The sequence below is a fragment of the Pseudomonas sp. LBUM1656 genome, assembly GCF_059716065.1.
In genome coordinates this window covers 3,720,121-3,733,047 of the sequence record NZ_CP166800.1, presented here as the reverse complement: position 1 = coordinate 3,733,047, position 12,927 = coordinate 3,720,121, and the positions used below count along the sequence as shown (strand labels likewise).

Sequence of the window (12,927 nt, the reverse complement as noted above, 5' to 3'; positions counted from 1 at the left end):
AGCGGAGCTAAAAGCATGGGTAACAATGGGCCACTGGGCGGCCCATCTTTATGAGCGATGAATTAATAATCGCCAGCCCAAACCTTCGGCCTGCGCGAGTGCCACGGCAACGCTTGCTCCAACTGACCAGCCAACCGCAATAACACATCCTCCGCCCCGAACCGCGAAGCGAATTGCAGTCCGATGGGCAAGCCGTGTTGCTGTGAAATGCCCAACGGCAGCGATATCGCCGGCGTCCCCGCCACGTTGAACACCGGCGTAAAAGGCGAGTGCTCGAACACCCGCGCCGTCCATTGCAAACCGTCCATTGCTTCGGCGCCACGGCTGTAAGTGTCGAGCGCCTGAGGCAGGTGCGGCAGCGTCGGCGTCAGCAGCACGTCAAAGTCATCGAACCAATTCGCCACGCTGCGCGAGATGAGATTGCGAACCTCCAGCGCACCGGCGAATTCCACTGCGCGGGCCTGTTGGCCGTAGACGTAGCAGGCGAGGGTGGCAGGTTCCAGAGTGGTCAGGTCGATGGGCCGTTGGGTGGCAGCGGACAACCCGTCAATCCAGCGCACGAGGGTGGCACACCAGATGTGGGCGTTGGCTTCGACGAAGGATTCCCACGATGTGCCGAGTGGAGCTTTTACGCGTTCAACGTGGTGGCCGAGGGTTTCCAGTTCGCGGGCGACGGCGTGGGTGGCGTCGGCAATGTCCGGGTCCAGCGCAGCGCCGTTCCAAGGCGCGTCGAGGAGCCCGATGCGCAACCGTCCCGGATCACGGCCTACTTGAGCCAGAAAGCCCTCGGCCGGTGCGGCAGTGTGGTAAGGATCGCCCGGCGAGTAACCCTGGACAATGTCCATCAACGCCGCGCTGTCGCGCACGGTTCTCGACAACCCCAACTGCACACCGAAACCGGCGAACACTTCATCCAGCGCCGGGCCGTTTGAAGTGCGGCCACGGGTCGGCTTGAGCCCGACCAAGCCGTTGAAAGCCGCCGGTACGCGGATCGAGCCTGCGGCATCCGTGGCGTGGGCAATCGGCACGATACCGGCGGCCACTGCGGCGCCCGAACCACCACTCGATCCTCCTGCTGACAGTCGGGTGTCCCACGGGTTACGGGTCGGGCCTTGCAGTACGGATTCGGTCTCGGTACTGAATGCCATTTCCGGTGTGGTGGTGCGTCCCACCGTGGCGAGCCCGGCGGCGTTGAAACGCTGCATCAAGAACGAGTCCGCGTCGGCAACCAGACCTTGCGCCAGGCGGCTGCCCAACTCAACGCGGCGCCCGGCGGAGGTGATCGCCAGATCCTTGATCAGGAAGGGTACGCCGGCCAAGGGCCCCGTGCCTTCGGTAACCGTCGTCGACCAGGTTTCGATGACGGCGTTGATCAGTGGATTGACCTGTTGCACGGCTTCAATCGCCAGGTCGGCGAGTTCCGCAGCAGTGACCTCACCGCTCCTGACCAGTTTGGCCAGACCGATACCGTCGTAAGTGGCGTATTCATTCAAATTCATGAGAGGGCCTCCAGTTGAGAGACCCGATCATAGGTTTCATCGGTAGCGGTGATTAGCCCATAAACACGGTATGGAATGTGCCGTTAGTGGCACAATGCGCTATCTCAACGTGCTCCGCAGGCTGTTCGATGATCAGAGATTTGAACGACACGCTGGTGTTTGTGCGGGTGGTGCGCCTGGGCAGTTTCACCGCCGCCGCCCATGCCCTGCAGATTCCCAAGACCACCGTCAGCCGCCGGGTACGCGAATTGGAGCAGGCCATCGGCGTGCAGCTGCTGCGTCGCACCACGCGCCAGTTGAGCCTCACCGAGGCCGGGGCGGTTTACTTCGAGCAGTGCAAAGACATCGCCACCACATTGGAGCACGCCGAACTGGCGGTGCATCAATTGCGCGATGACCCGCGCGGCTGGTTGCGGGTGACGGTGCCGTACTCGTTCGGGGTCAGTTGGTTCTCGCCGTTGGTGGCCGGGTTTCGTCAGGCCTATCCGGACATCAAACTGGAGATCCTCGCTTCTCATGTACCGCTGGATCTGGTCGGCAAAGAGATAGACGTGGCGTTGCGTCTTGGCGCCTTGCCGGACTCCAGCCTGATCGCGAGGCGGCTGGCCAGTTACCCGACAGGCGTCTTTGCGGCGCCCGACTACATCAAGCGCCACGACCAACCGGCAACGCCGGACGAACTGAACGAACACCGCACGCTGGTGTTGCATCAGGCCCGGCGCGATGTGGGTTATGTCTGGCCGTTGCGCAAGGCTGGCGCAAAGTTGCGTAATTACCGGGTCGAGCCGTCGATCATCGCCAACGATCCGGCCCTGCTGAAAGATGCGTTGTGTGCCGGTGAGGGGCTGAGCCTGGGAATGGAGCAAAGCATGCAGGCTGACGTCGAGGCGGGGCGGTTATGCCGGGTGCTACCGGAGTGGATCGGACCGCCACAGGATTTGAATGCCGTCACGGCTCGGGAGCATTTGCCGTCGCCGAAGGTCACGGCGTTTATCGGATTTTTGAAGGCGCGGATGGGACAGGGTTCAGCGCTGGACAGAGTGATGGCTAATTAGTAGCCTCGGGCCGCCGATGTTGTCGGCAACCTGGTGGAGCAGTTGGTCATATATGCGTTTTGTTGCACTTGAATGTGATGTCGATCGGCTGGTGCTTGAGTCGTTGCTGATCGCCATATATGAGCCGGGTGGAAACATTAAACCTAAAGCGAAAAACATCGGATCGCTGTTCCCTCTGTAACTGGGTCAGGAAGCTTCATCAAAAAGGGTATTCACACGGGATCAGGGACGGCAATCGACCATGACTGCACGAGACAAACAAGGCAGAGAGCTTTACCGACATTTTGATGAGACCGATAAACTGCTTTATGTCGGTATCTCTCTGAGTACCGCCTCGCGGCTATCGCAGCACCGACGATCCTCCCAGTGGGCGGATGACATTGCCTATATCAAAATTGAACGGTTCCCCACTCAGGCGTTGGCTGCCGAAGCGGAAAAGCAAGCAATCATCCGCGAGAACCCGATCTGGAATGTGGTGCATAAGCCTGTCCAGGTAACTGCGGGTATGCCGGCAAGTCGGGAAAACTCCAGGAAGTCCAGGCAAACAACTTATCCCTTCGATGTTTCCAATGTGGCGCGGTGTCTGCGTGAAACAACCGCATTGGTTGCCCGTACGGTGGGTTTTGCCGGCCATATTTGCCTGGAAAAATTTCCCGGGACCCATTCGTTTGTCAGCGTGATTCTGGAGATGAAAGAAGCAGTCTTGTCTGAAGAATTGCGACTGGATCAACTCTTCAATGCCGAATCACCTGAACCCGCGCCGGGGCGACGATTCAGATTGATCACACAAACCACGCATCATGAGCCTGGCACTGTCGTAGACAAGTGTGATTTCACCCTTATTACGCCTCAGTGGCTGTCTAAATTGTGTGAGGAGTGCCTGGGGCGGCGCGACGATTTTGATCAGGTGTTCGAACGGGATATCCAGCCGGCGATTGCCGAATTCGCGCGGCTGTTCGAGACATTCAATACCCATTCCGATCGCCGCTGATAAAGTGGCTGTTGGTGTTTTGGCGGAGGACAGGGAAGTGTTCGAAGAAATCCGAAACGAACTGGTCGGCGGAGAAAGCATGCCGGCGTTTCTAAAGGCAGGATTCAAAGCAATGGACGAAGTGTTCCTCGAAAGGCTCTTCAAAAACATCGAAAGTTACTTTCAGGTCAGCTGATTACTGATACTCGGGTTGCTCTGTCGGTTGCAGGAATCAGCTACACGATCCAATGGTCAAGGAAAGCGTTAAATGGCACTCAGGGTAATGGTGATCGGTGGCTACGGAAACTTCGGCAGCATCGTTTGCAGGCATTTAGTCGCGATGCCGGGCGTCGAGTTGGTGATCTCGGGCCGCGATTCCAGCAAGTTGCAACGCAAGGTCGATGAGCTGAAAACCCAGTCCGGCCGGCTCAGCGAGAGCTGGTGCGGCGATGCCATGGGCGCTGCGTTCGGTTCCACACTGAGCGCGATGGGCATTCAGTGGGTCGTGCACACCGGTGGCCCGTTCCAGGGGCAATCCTATGCGGTCGCACAAAGCTGCATCGACGCGGGCGTGAATTACTGCGATCTGGCTGACTGCCGCACCTTCGTCAACGGCATTGATGTGCTCGACGCCAACGCAAAACTGGCAGGCGTGACGATTCTCAGTGGCTGCAGTTCGGTGCCGACGCTGTCGTCGGCGCTTATCGACCAATACCGTTATCGCTTCAAACGCATCGACTCGATCGAGCATGGTATTTCTTCCTCGGCCAAGATGCCCGGCCTCTCGACCGTCGAAGGCGTGCTGGCCTACGCGGGCAAACCGATCAAGCAGCTCAAGAATGGTCAGGTGCACGAAGTCTCGGGCTGGCAGGACCTGACCCTGCGCAAGATGCCGCAACTTGGGAACCGGGTTCTGTCCAATGTCGATGTGCCGGACATGGATATTTTCGCCAGCCGCTACGGCGCCCATACCTTAAGTTTCAAGGCGGGCTCGGGGCTGAAACTCGGTGGCGTGGCCAACTACGTGCTCGCTGAGGCGCTAAGAGTCGGGCTGGTGCGTGACTCGGCGGCGTGGGCGGCAAGGCTGCATCGCTGGGGGACGTGGTTTGAGCGATTCGGCGATGGACTGAGTGCGATGTACATCGATGTCGAAGGGCAGGGCGTTGATGGGCAGCCGCTGTCCATGACTGTGCAACTGACGGCGCACAACGACAAGGGCCCCGAAATCCCGAGCTGCGCGGCTGTCGCCCTGGCGGCAAAACTGGTCGCGGGTTACGCGCCGGCATCCGGCGCCCGTCCTTGCGTGGGTGAAATCAACGTTGACGAGTACATGGCCGCGATCAACGATCCGGCCAATCTGCAGCTGTCCGTGCGCTTTTCTGACGAGCAGGGCTGAGCATGCTCTATCTGTGCCTGAAGTACCTGCACGTCATTGCCGCGATTTTCCTGTTCGGCTTCGGCATGGGCTCCTACCTTTATTTGATCGCCGCCAGTCGCACGGCCAACCCGCAAGTGATCGCGCATGTGGCCAGAATGGTGGTGCGCTTCGACACCTGGATCACCACACCGGCAGGCTTTATTCAGATCGCCACGGGTTACTTGCTGATGAAAGTGTCCGGGCTGCCCATGAGCACCGAATGGATCCTGACCTCGTTGATTATTTTCCTGTGTGTGGGCTCGCTGTGGCTGCCGGTGCTGGTGCTGCAAAAGCGGTTGCACGGGATGGCGTTGAGTGCGGTCGAGACCGGTGAAGGGCTCGACGCGCAATACAGGTCGGTCTACCAGAAATGGTTCTGGATGGGCGTAGCGGGTTTTGCGGGGATGTTTGTGATCGTGATGATGATGGTCACGAAGATGACGCCGATGCAGATGGTTGCTGCGGTGGTCTAGCGCATGACCGCCTAGTGGGTTTCAAGCCAGTCCTGAAACCGCGTCGCACCGACGATGGGGTTGGCGCCCGGTGTCAGCGACTGGTCATTGATCGGCGCACCAAAGTAAGGAACCGTGTCGTCCACCACGGTCTGGCGCGGGTCCTTTGTATGCTTCAAGTAATCGCTCGCGAACTCGATGAGGGGGCGGTTTTCAGGGCCAGCCACCTCGACGGTCTGATTGGCCGGCGCTTTCAGCGCGATGTCCGTCAGTGCCGCCGCCACATCGTCCGAGGCCACCGGTTGCAGCGCGGAGGACGTCAAGTGAATGGTGTCGCCTTCCTCGCGCCCGGAGTGAGCAATGGCATGGATGAACTCGAAGAACTGGGTGGCCCGCAGGATGGTGTAAGGAATGCCTGACTTCTTGATGAGTTTTTCCTGAGCCATCTTCGCCCGGAAATAACCACTGTCGAGCATCCGCTCGGTGCCGACCACCGACAGGGCGACATGGTGTTTGACCCCGTCGATCTTCTCCGCCGCGATCAGGTTGTGCCCGGCGGTTTCGAAGAAATGCAACGCCGCGTGGTCCTCGAACGAGGGCGAGTTCGACACGTCGACCACCACGTCCGCGCCTTTCAACGCCACCGTCAGGCCTTCACCGCTGATGACATTGACGCCGGTGCTCGGCGACGCCGCCAGGGCTACATGCCCCAGGTCCCGCAGGTTCTGGCAGAGCTTGCTGCCAATCAGCCCGGTGCCACCGATGACGACGATTTTCATGTCCAGTCTCCCGATGCGGTGAGTGCTTGATTCATTAAACACCTGCGCGGGTGGCAGCATCGGGCGCTGAGTCGCGTTGGCCGACAGGTGGTCGGAAGTCCCGGTGTGAAGTGGAATAAACAAAGGTTCTTTGCTTTAGTCCACCTATCGCTGGCCTGCGTGGGCCACGACCGGAGCGCCCCATGAATTTTCGATCCCCGTCGTTTTCCGTACTGGCTGCTGCGCTTGCCTTCGGCTTTTTCCTCTGTGCCGAAGCGGCCGAATACACGCAAGTGAATGAAACCGCCAGTACGATCTCATTCACCTACAAACAGTTCAGCTCACGGGTGTATGGCACGTTTGGCAAGTTCAAGGCCACGCTTGATTTCGACACGGCCAACCCTGAAGCGGGCCACGCTGCGCTCACCATCCAGCTCGACAGCATCGATGCCGGCAGCGAAGACGCCAACACCGAATTGCAAAAGCCTGCCTGGTTCGACACGCAGACGTACCCCGAGGCGACGTTTGAATCGACCGGCGTGAAAGCGCTGGGTGACCACCGCTATTCGATCGCCGGCAAACTCACGCTCAGGGGCGTCACCCGTGAGGTGGCCGTTCCGGTCCTGCTGAAAGAGGAGAATGCCATCGGTATTTTTGACGGCCAGCTGACGCTCAAGCGTAGTGACTTCAAGGTTGGCGAGGGTGAATGGGCTGATAGCGTCGTTTCCGACGCCATCAATATCCGGTTCCGGATGGTTGCGCCGCAGCGTTAATCAAGCGAGCCCAGGCGATAAGGCCGATCCTGTCGTACACGACTGGCTTGATCGTCCGCAGTCTGCACTAACTACAAGCATCCGCCACCGCCTTCTCGGCGCGTTCAATTTCCTGCTTGATGTCCGTGGTGATCCGCTGTTCCTTGAACTTTTGTTCGAGAAATTGCTGGCTCCCCTGGTTTTTCAATTCCGCGTCGGTGGCGGCGTCCTGCGCCTGCAGCTCGGCGGCGTGTGCGTCTATGACCGCTTCAACCTCGGCATCATTCTTCGCGTTATCCAGGGAACTGACCAATTTGCCGACTTCCGCCTTTTCGGCCTCGGCATAAGCATCGACAGACAGCCCGGCAGCCATCGCCCGCGCGCGAATTTCCACCGTTTCCTTGTGCTCTTGCGCGGCCTTGCACACCGCATCCCGGCGTGCGCGCTCGCTAGCGTCCCACTCTATAAATCCATAAGTCGTCACACCGATCATGGTCAGGGTAATGACGGCGCTGATAAATTGGGCTCTCACATTGTGCAACCTCAACAGTCAAGGGGCTCCCCCCCGTATTTATAATTATCGCCCGATTCCATTGGAGGCCTCAAAAGCGTAGCAGGACGAACGCGTTGTACGTTGACGATGGAATGTCATTTGGCTTGATGACTGCGGAACGTGGGAGGCGCACTTGTGTGCTATTACTTTTCTGACGATTGTCACTGAGGGCTTCAGGGGCGCATTAGGGTGAATGTGCAGGTACCCATGAGTCGTAAATGTTTGTTTGCCTGAGTGGCAGGGTGCCACAATCGCTTTTTTTGTCGCAGCATCATGATCAGGCGGATCAAATGGGTGGCCCAGGATTTCGGCACGACCAGGATACTTTCATCGCCGCGCAGGTGCGCAGTGATCGATTGCATCAGCTATTCCACCAGTCATTCCCTGCGATTTTCGGCAGTTTTCTCGCTGCGATCATGTTGTGCGGCCTGTGCTGGGAGCGTTTCGACCACAGCGTCATTTTCACGTGGATAGGGCTGCTGACGGCGTCGTCGTTGCTGCGCATCCTGATGTTCGTCGCCTGGTTTCGCTGCCCGGAAAGTGAGCGCACCCCGGAACGCTGGGAGAGGAGATACTGGTTCACGCTGATGTTGTCCGCCGGTATCTGGGGGGCGGGCGCTTTAGCAGTCATGCCGGCAAACGACCTGTTGGCCCAGGCGTTGGTCATGCTTTTTGCCGTCGGCATGTCGGTCAGCGCGGTGTCGTGTTACTCGTCCTATCGGTACATGACGTTGGCGTCCATTGGCCTGGTCCTGTTGCCGTGTACCTTCTGGCTGCTGTTCCAACCGTCCGCGCTGCAAATCGGCATGGCGCTGGCCGTTATTGTGTTCGCCTCATTCGTGGCCAGCGCGACACGCAAACTGTCCGAAGCACTGGAAACCGCCTTCCAGCTCACCCGCGAAATGGAACGCGCCCATCGCATTTCCACTTACGCCGCGCAAACCGACGAACTCACCGGCCTGAAAAACCGCCGCGCCTTCTTCCAGCATGCCCAGCAATTGTTCCATGACTGCAAACACAACCGCCTACCGCTGTGCGCGGTGATGCTGGACATGGATCACTTCAAGCACATCAATGACACCTACGGCCATCAGGTCGGCGATCAGGTGTTGCGGCAAATGGGCGTGATCATCAACCGGTCGTTTCGCGATACCGATGTCTTCGGCAGGCTGGGGGGCGAGGAGTTCGCGATTCTACTTCCCGATACGTCCATTGAAATTGCCCTCAACATCGCCGAGCAACTGATCCAGTCGATCGGTGGATTGATGACCGGGCCGGTTCACCGCATATCGGCGAGTCTGGGGGTTGCAGCGATGGAGAGTGGCGACAACGATCTGCAAAGTTTGCTCAATAACGCAGATAAAGCGCTGTATAGGGCCAAGGCGCGGGGGCGTAATCAGGTGGCTGTTTCGGAGTAGGGGGCAGAAAGGTTTTTCGGCCCGGCTTGAAAGCGTCACGCGATACAACAAGCGCTGAACAACCTGTGGCGAAGCAGCTTGCTCCCGCTGGGCTGCGAAGCGGCCTCCTGCGTTTCAGACAGACTTTAGGCACAACAGGTCTTTGTGCAAAGCGAGTGTTACGATTCTGGCGTTTGCACCAGGCAGCCGGGCAGGAATGTATCGTCGTGAAGCCAAGTTTCGAAAAAATCCCCGTCCCCACCGATGCATCGTGGTCGATGCTGAACCGGCACTTGCCCGACGAAATTCCGTTCGAGTGGCACCATCACCCGGAGTACGAGCTGACCCTGACGCTCAACAGCCGCGGACATCGCTATGTGAGCAATGACGTGCGGCTGTATGACGACGGTGATCTGGTGCTGTTGGGGCCGAATGTGCCACACAGCTGGTGCTCGGGTGAGTTGATCGATCCGGCCCGGCCACATGTTGCGCTGGTGATCTGGTTTTCCCAGGCGTGGGCCGATTCGCTGGTTAACCTGTTCCCGGAGATGGGCTCGTTACAAGCGCTGCTGGCCGCCGCGCAGTGCGCCGTGCGCTTCAGCGATCAGGCGTCAAAGGCGCTGCGGCCGGTGATTGAGGCGATGGTGGAGCAGCAAGGACCCGAGCGTCTGGTTTCCCTGCTTTATGTCTTGACGCAGCTGTCCCGGGACACGGCCGCCGAGCGAATTATCAGCGACCCGGTGACTGAAGCTGAAGCCGCGAGTGGGGCGGGTGAGGATGCGCGTCTGCAACGGGTGCTCGACCACCTGCACGTTCACTACTGCGAGCCACTGACGATCCGCGAATTGGCGGGCATCGCGTGCATCAGCGTCTCGGCATTCCATCGAATGTTCCGGCGGCATACGCACTGTACGGCGCTGGACTACATCGCGCGTCTGCGCATCGGACGGACGTGCGCGATGTTGCTACAAGGCAACACGCCCATTTCGTTGATTGGCGAGACGGTGGGGTATTCATCGCTGGCACTCTTCAACCGACAGTTCAAGGCGCAAAAAGGCCTGACGCCGAGCGCGTATCGCACGTTTCACGGGCGTCATTTTCGGTAGTGCGTTGCAGACGCCACAATCGTATCAGCGAACGCTTCTAATCCGGCTGAGTCGAGCAAGCTGTCAGTGGTGTAGTGACCTGGCTTTTAACAACCATCACCAGGTCGCCACGATGAGCAACTATCACAGCTTCGAAAGCGCAGTCCTCCCAGAGCATTACAAAGACAACATCGTCCGGATGAAGCAGGCCTTGCGCAGGCAAATTGGCGATGTGGAATCGCTGTTTGCCGAAGTCAGCGCGTTCATCGAAACCGAACTCGCCTCGATCAGGGACCAGCAAGCCATGACGGGCAGCGCATGGCCCATTCTGGATTACCAGGCCATCGCCGAAGGCGCGGTAACGGACGATGAATTGGCGGCGATCAAACGTCGCGGGTGCGTGGTCATCAGAGGCCACTTTGCTGCCGGGCAAGTGGCCGAATGGGACAAAGGCTTGCTCGATTACCTGGATGACAATGCCTTCGATGCGATCTATCGAGGGCCGGTCGACCAGTTCTTCGGCAACCTTGACGCCTCGCGCCCGGAGATTTTCCCCATCTATTGGTCGCGCTCGCAAATGCAGTTGCGCCAGCACGAGCGCATGGCGACGGCGCAATCCTTTCTGAACCGGCTCTGGAAAACCCACTCCGAAGGCCGGCAATGGTTTGATCCGGATGTGAATGCCTTGTACCCCGATCGGGTTCGCCGCCGCCCGCCGGGCACCACCTCCAAAGGACTGGGCCCACACACGGATTCCGGGGCGCTGGAGCGCTGGTTGCATCCGGCTTACTTGAAGGTGTTCGACAAGATCTACAACAACGACTTCAAATCCTACGATCCCTGGGACGCTGCCTACCGCACCGAAGTCGACGAATACGCGTATCAGGACACCGTAAAGTGTTCGGCCTTCCGCACCTTTCAAGGCTGGACCGCGCTTTCCGATATGAACGCCGATCAAGGCGTGCTCCATACGCTGCCTATCCCCAAAGCCATGGCGTACCTGCTTTTACGGCCGCTGCTCAAGGATGTTCCGGAGGACGAGCTTTGCGGCGTCGCGCCGGGGAAAGTGTTGCCCGTCTCGAAGCAATGGCATCCCTTGCTGGTCGATGGCATGAGCCCGATCCCGGATATCCGGGCGGGCGACTCGGTGTGGTGGCACTGCGACGTGATTCACAGCGTCGCGCCGGTCGAGAAACAGCAGGGCTGGGGCAATGTGATGTATGTCCCCGCGGCCCCGATGTGCCCGAAAAATCAGCGATACGCCGAAGCGGTTTTCGACGCCTTTGCCGTCGGCGCCTCGCCGAGTGATTTCCCCAGGGAAGATTATGAGCGGCACTGGAAAGGCCGGTTTGGTGTCGATGAGTTGAATGGCATTGGCTGCAAGGGCCTGTGTCGATAAGAGCCACCCGGTAATCGCCGGCCTTGCCAAAACCAGCGGCATTCAAGAAAATGAGAGTCATTATCAAATAACTCTCCGCATTGGGCCTTCTCCATGTCGTCTGTTGATCTCTCGCTGCAACGCGCCGTGCATACGCTTTACGAGGACCATCACAGTTGGCTCTGCGGCTGGCTGCGCAAACGACTCGGTTGCGTCGACAATGCCGCGGACCTGGCCCAGGACACGTTTATCCGGGTGCTGACCCAGCGCAAGGCGCCCGAATTGCGTGAGCCTCGCGCTTACCTGAGCACGGTCGCGCGCAGCTTGATGATCGACATGTTCCGCCGTCGGGCGCTGGAGCAGGCCTATCTGGAAACCCTCGCGCTCATCCCCGTGCCGGTGGCGTTCTCGCCTGAAACCCGTGCGCTGATTATCGAAACCCTGCTGGAAATCGACCGCTTGCTCGATGGCCTGGGTAGCCGGACCCGTGAGATTTTCCTGATGTCGCAGCTCGACGGCTTGAGTTATGTGGAGATCGGCCGGCGCATGAACGTCTCGGTGAACACGGTGAAGAAACACGCGGTACGTGCCCTGACTCACTGCCTGTTGCTGGTCGAGGACTGAGCCGTGGCCCGTGCCCAATCACTGGATCACGCCACCCTTGAAGCGGCGGCACGCTGGTATGTCGACTTGCGCAGCGAGGTGCCGGACGAGGCCGTTCGTGAGGCGCATCGGCACTGGCTGGAGCGCGATCCGCGCCATCAGCAGGCCTGGGACCGCCTTGCGCGTCTGCAGGACAAACTCGGTCAGGTCGCCCCCGGCATCGCGCGGCCGACACTGACCAGCGCCCGCGCCAAACGGCGCGACGTGCTCAAGGTGTTGTCGATTCTGCTGGCGGCGAGCGGGGCGGGCGCAGTGGCCTGGAACACCACGCCGCTGCCGACGCTGATGGCGGACCAGCGCACCGGCACTGGCGAGCGCCGCCGCGTACGGCTGGACGACGGCAGCCAGCTGCAACTCAACACCGCCACTGCCGTGGACATTCGCTACAGCGAACGGCTGCGGGAAATTCGTTTGCTCAGCGGTGAAATCCAGATTGAAACGGCGCGCGATCAACTGTCGCGGCCTTTCATTGTGCATACCGATGAAGGCAGCATCCGTGCACTGGGCACGCGATTTATCGTGCGCAGCGAAGCGGGGCAGACGCAGGTCTGTGTGCAAGAGCATGCGGTTGAAGTGCGCTCCGCTCATCTGGCTGGCGCTGCAGTGCGCGTGGACGCCGGGCAGCAGCTGAGTTTTCGCAGCGACAGCATTGACCCTATGCAGAGGGCCAATCCTCAAGCGGATGCCTGGACTCGCGACATGCTGGTGGTCAATGACTGGCGCCTGGCCGATTTCGTCATGGAGTTGCAGCGCTATCGTCCCGGTCATTTGGGATGCGATCCAGCGGTCGCTGCGTTGCGCATCTCCGGTGCGTTCCATCTCGGCAGTACCGACACGATTCTGGACAACCTGACCTCAACGTTTCCGGTACGCATTCGCCGCTTCAGTCGGTATTGGGCCAGTGTGGAACCGGTGTGATTGTCCATCCGAAAAGAATGTGTCGGGAGG

Annotated in this window: 14 protein-coding genes; 11 read left to right on the top strand and 3 right to left on the bottom strand. The window is 59.5% G+C overall.

Annotated features, from left to right (window positions below):
• Positions 1 to 62: 62 nt before the first annotated feature.
• A complete protein-coding gene (locus tag ACA072_RS16825; protein ID WP_497619164.1) occupies positions 63 to 1,499 on the bottom strand; it encodes an amidase in 1,437 nt (478 codons plus the stop codon).
• A 128-nt stretch (positions 1,500 to 1,627) separates the two neighbouring features.
• Between ACA072_RS16825 and ACA072_RS16820 the strand changes: the two genes are divergently transcribed.
• The 5 genes from ACA072_RS16820 to ACA072_RS16800 all read left to right on the top strand — a co-directional run bounded on the left by ACA072_RS16820 (position 1,628) and on the right by ACA072_RS16800 (position 5,414).
• The gene (locus ACA072_RS16820; protein WP_497619162.1) at positions 1,628 to 2,554 is read left to right on the top strand and encodes a LysR family transcriptional regulator; all 927 of its coding nucleotides are present in this window, start codon (positions 1,628 to 1,630) and stop codon (positions 2,552 to 2,554) included.
• A 241-nt stretch (positions 2,555 to 2,795) separates the two neighbouring features.
• On the top strand, positions 2,796 to 3,545 hold the full coding sequence (locus ACA072_RS16815) for a GIY-YIG nuclease family protein (protein ID WP_497619160.1): 750 nt from the start codon (positions 2,796 to 2,798) through the stop codon (positions 3,543 to 3,545).
• Positions 3,546 to 3,582: 37 nt separating this feature from the next.
• A complete protein-coding gene (locus ACA072_RS16810) occupies positions 3,583 to 3,720 on the top strand; it encodes a hypothetical protein (RefSeq protein WP_497619158.1) in 138 nt (45 codons plus the stop codon).
• Positions 3,721 to 3,792: 72 nt separating this feature from the next.
• On the top strand, positions 3,793 to 4,920 hold the full coding sequence (locus ACA072_RS16805) for a saccharopine dehydrogenase NADP-binding domain-containing protein (protein WP_497619156.1): 1,128 nt from the start codon (positions 3,793 to 3,795) through the stop codon (positions 4,918 to 4,920).
• A gap of 2 nt (positions 4,921 to 4,922) precedes the next feature.
• Positions 4,923 to 5,414 (top strand): DUF2269 family protein, encoded by a 492-nt coding sequence (locus tag ACA072_RS16800; RefSeq protein WP_497619154.1) that lies wholly within the window; start codon positions 4,923 to 4,925, stop codon positions 5,412 to 5,414.
• Positions 5,415 to 5,425: 11 nt separating this feature from the next.
• Here the strand turns inward: ACA072_RS16800 and ACA072_RS16795 are convergent, their stop codons facing one another.
• Positions 5,426 to 6,172, bottom strand: coding sequence for an SDR family oxidoreductase (locus ACA072_RS16795; protein ID WP_497619152.1), 747 nt, complete (start codon positions 6,170 to 6,172; stop codon positions 5,426 to 5,428).
• A gap of 182 nt (positions 6,173 to 6,354) precedes the next feature.
• On the opposite strand from ACA072_RS16795, the gene ACA072_RS16790 reads away from it, so the two are divergent.
• A complete protein-coding gene (locus ACA072_RS16790; RefSeq protein ID WP_497619151.1) occupies positions 6,355 to 6,924 on the top strand; it encodes a YceI family protein in 570 nt (189 codons plus the stop codon).
• A 67-nt stretch (positions 6,925 to 6,991) separates the two neighbouring features.
• On the opposite strand, the gene ACA072_RS16785 is transcribed toward ACA072_RS16790, so the two are convergent.
• Positions 6,992 to 7,450 carry a hypothetical protein gene (locus ACA072_RS16785; RefSeq protein WP_497619149.1) on the bottom strand — a complete coding sequence of 153 codons (459 nt, stop codon included), beginning with the start codon at positions 7,448 to 7,450 and terminating at the stop codon, positions 6,992 to 6,994.
• Between the two features lie 296 nt (positions 7,451 to 7,746).
• Between ACA072_RS16785 and ACA072_RS16780 the strand changes: the two genes are divergently transcribed.
• The 5 genes from ACA072_RS16780 to ACA072_RS16760 all read left to right on the top strand — a co-directional run bounded on the left by ACA072_RS16780 (position 7,747) and on the right by ACA072_RS16760 (position 12,897).
• Positions 7,747 to 8,874: a GGDEF domain-containing protein gene (locus ACA072_RS16780; protein ID WP_497619147.1), complete on the top strand. Its 1,128-nt coding sequence runs from the start codon at positions 7,747 to 7,749 to the stop codon at positions 8,872 to 8,874.
• Positions 8,875 to 9,080: 206 nt separating this feature from the next.
• The gene (locus tag ACA072_RS16775) at positions 9,081 to 9,959 is read left to right on the top strand and encodes a helix-turn-helix domain-containing protein (protein ID WP_497619145.1); all 879 of its coding nucleotides are present in this window, start codon (positions 9,081 to 9,083) and stop codon (positions 9,957 to 9,959) included.
• Between the two features lie 112 nt (positions 9,960 to 10,071).
• The gene (locus ACA072_RS16770; protein WP_497619143.1) at positions 10,072 to 11,337 is read left to right on the top strand and encodes a YbiU family protein; all 1,266 of its coding nucleotides are present in this window, start codon (positions 10,072 to 10,074) and stop codon (positions 11,335 to 11,337) included.
• Positions 11,338 to 11,430: 93 nt separating this feature from the next.
• Positions 11,431 to 11,940 carry a sigma-70 family RNA polymerase sigma factor gene (locus ACA072_RS16765; protein ID WP_497619142.1) on the top strand — a complete coding sequence of 170 codons (510 nt, stop codon included), beginning with the start codon at positions 11,431 to 11,433 and terminating at the stop codon, positions 11,938 to 11,940.
• Positions 11,941 to 11,943: 3 nt separating this feature from the next.
• Positions 11,944 to 12,897, top strand: coding sequence for a FecR domain-containing protein (locus ACA072_RS16760; protein ID WP_497619140.1), 954 nt, complete (start codon positions 11,944 to 11,946; stop codon positions 12,895 to 12,897).
• Positions 12,898 to 12,927 lie beyond the last annotated feature (30 nt).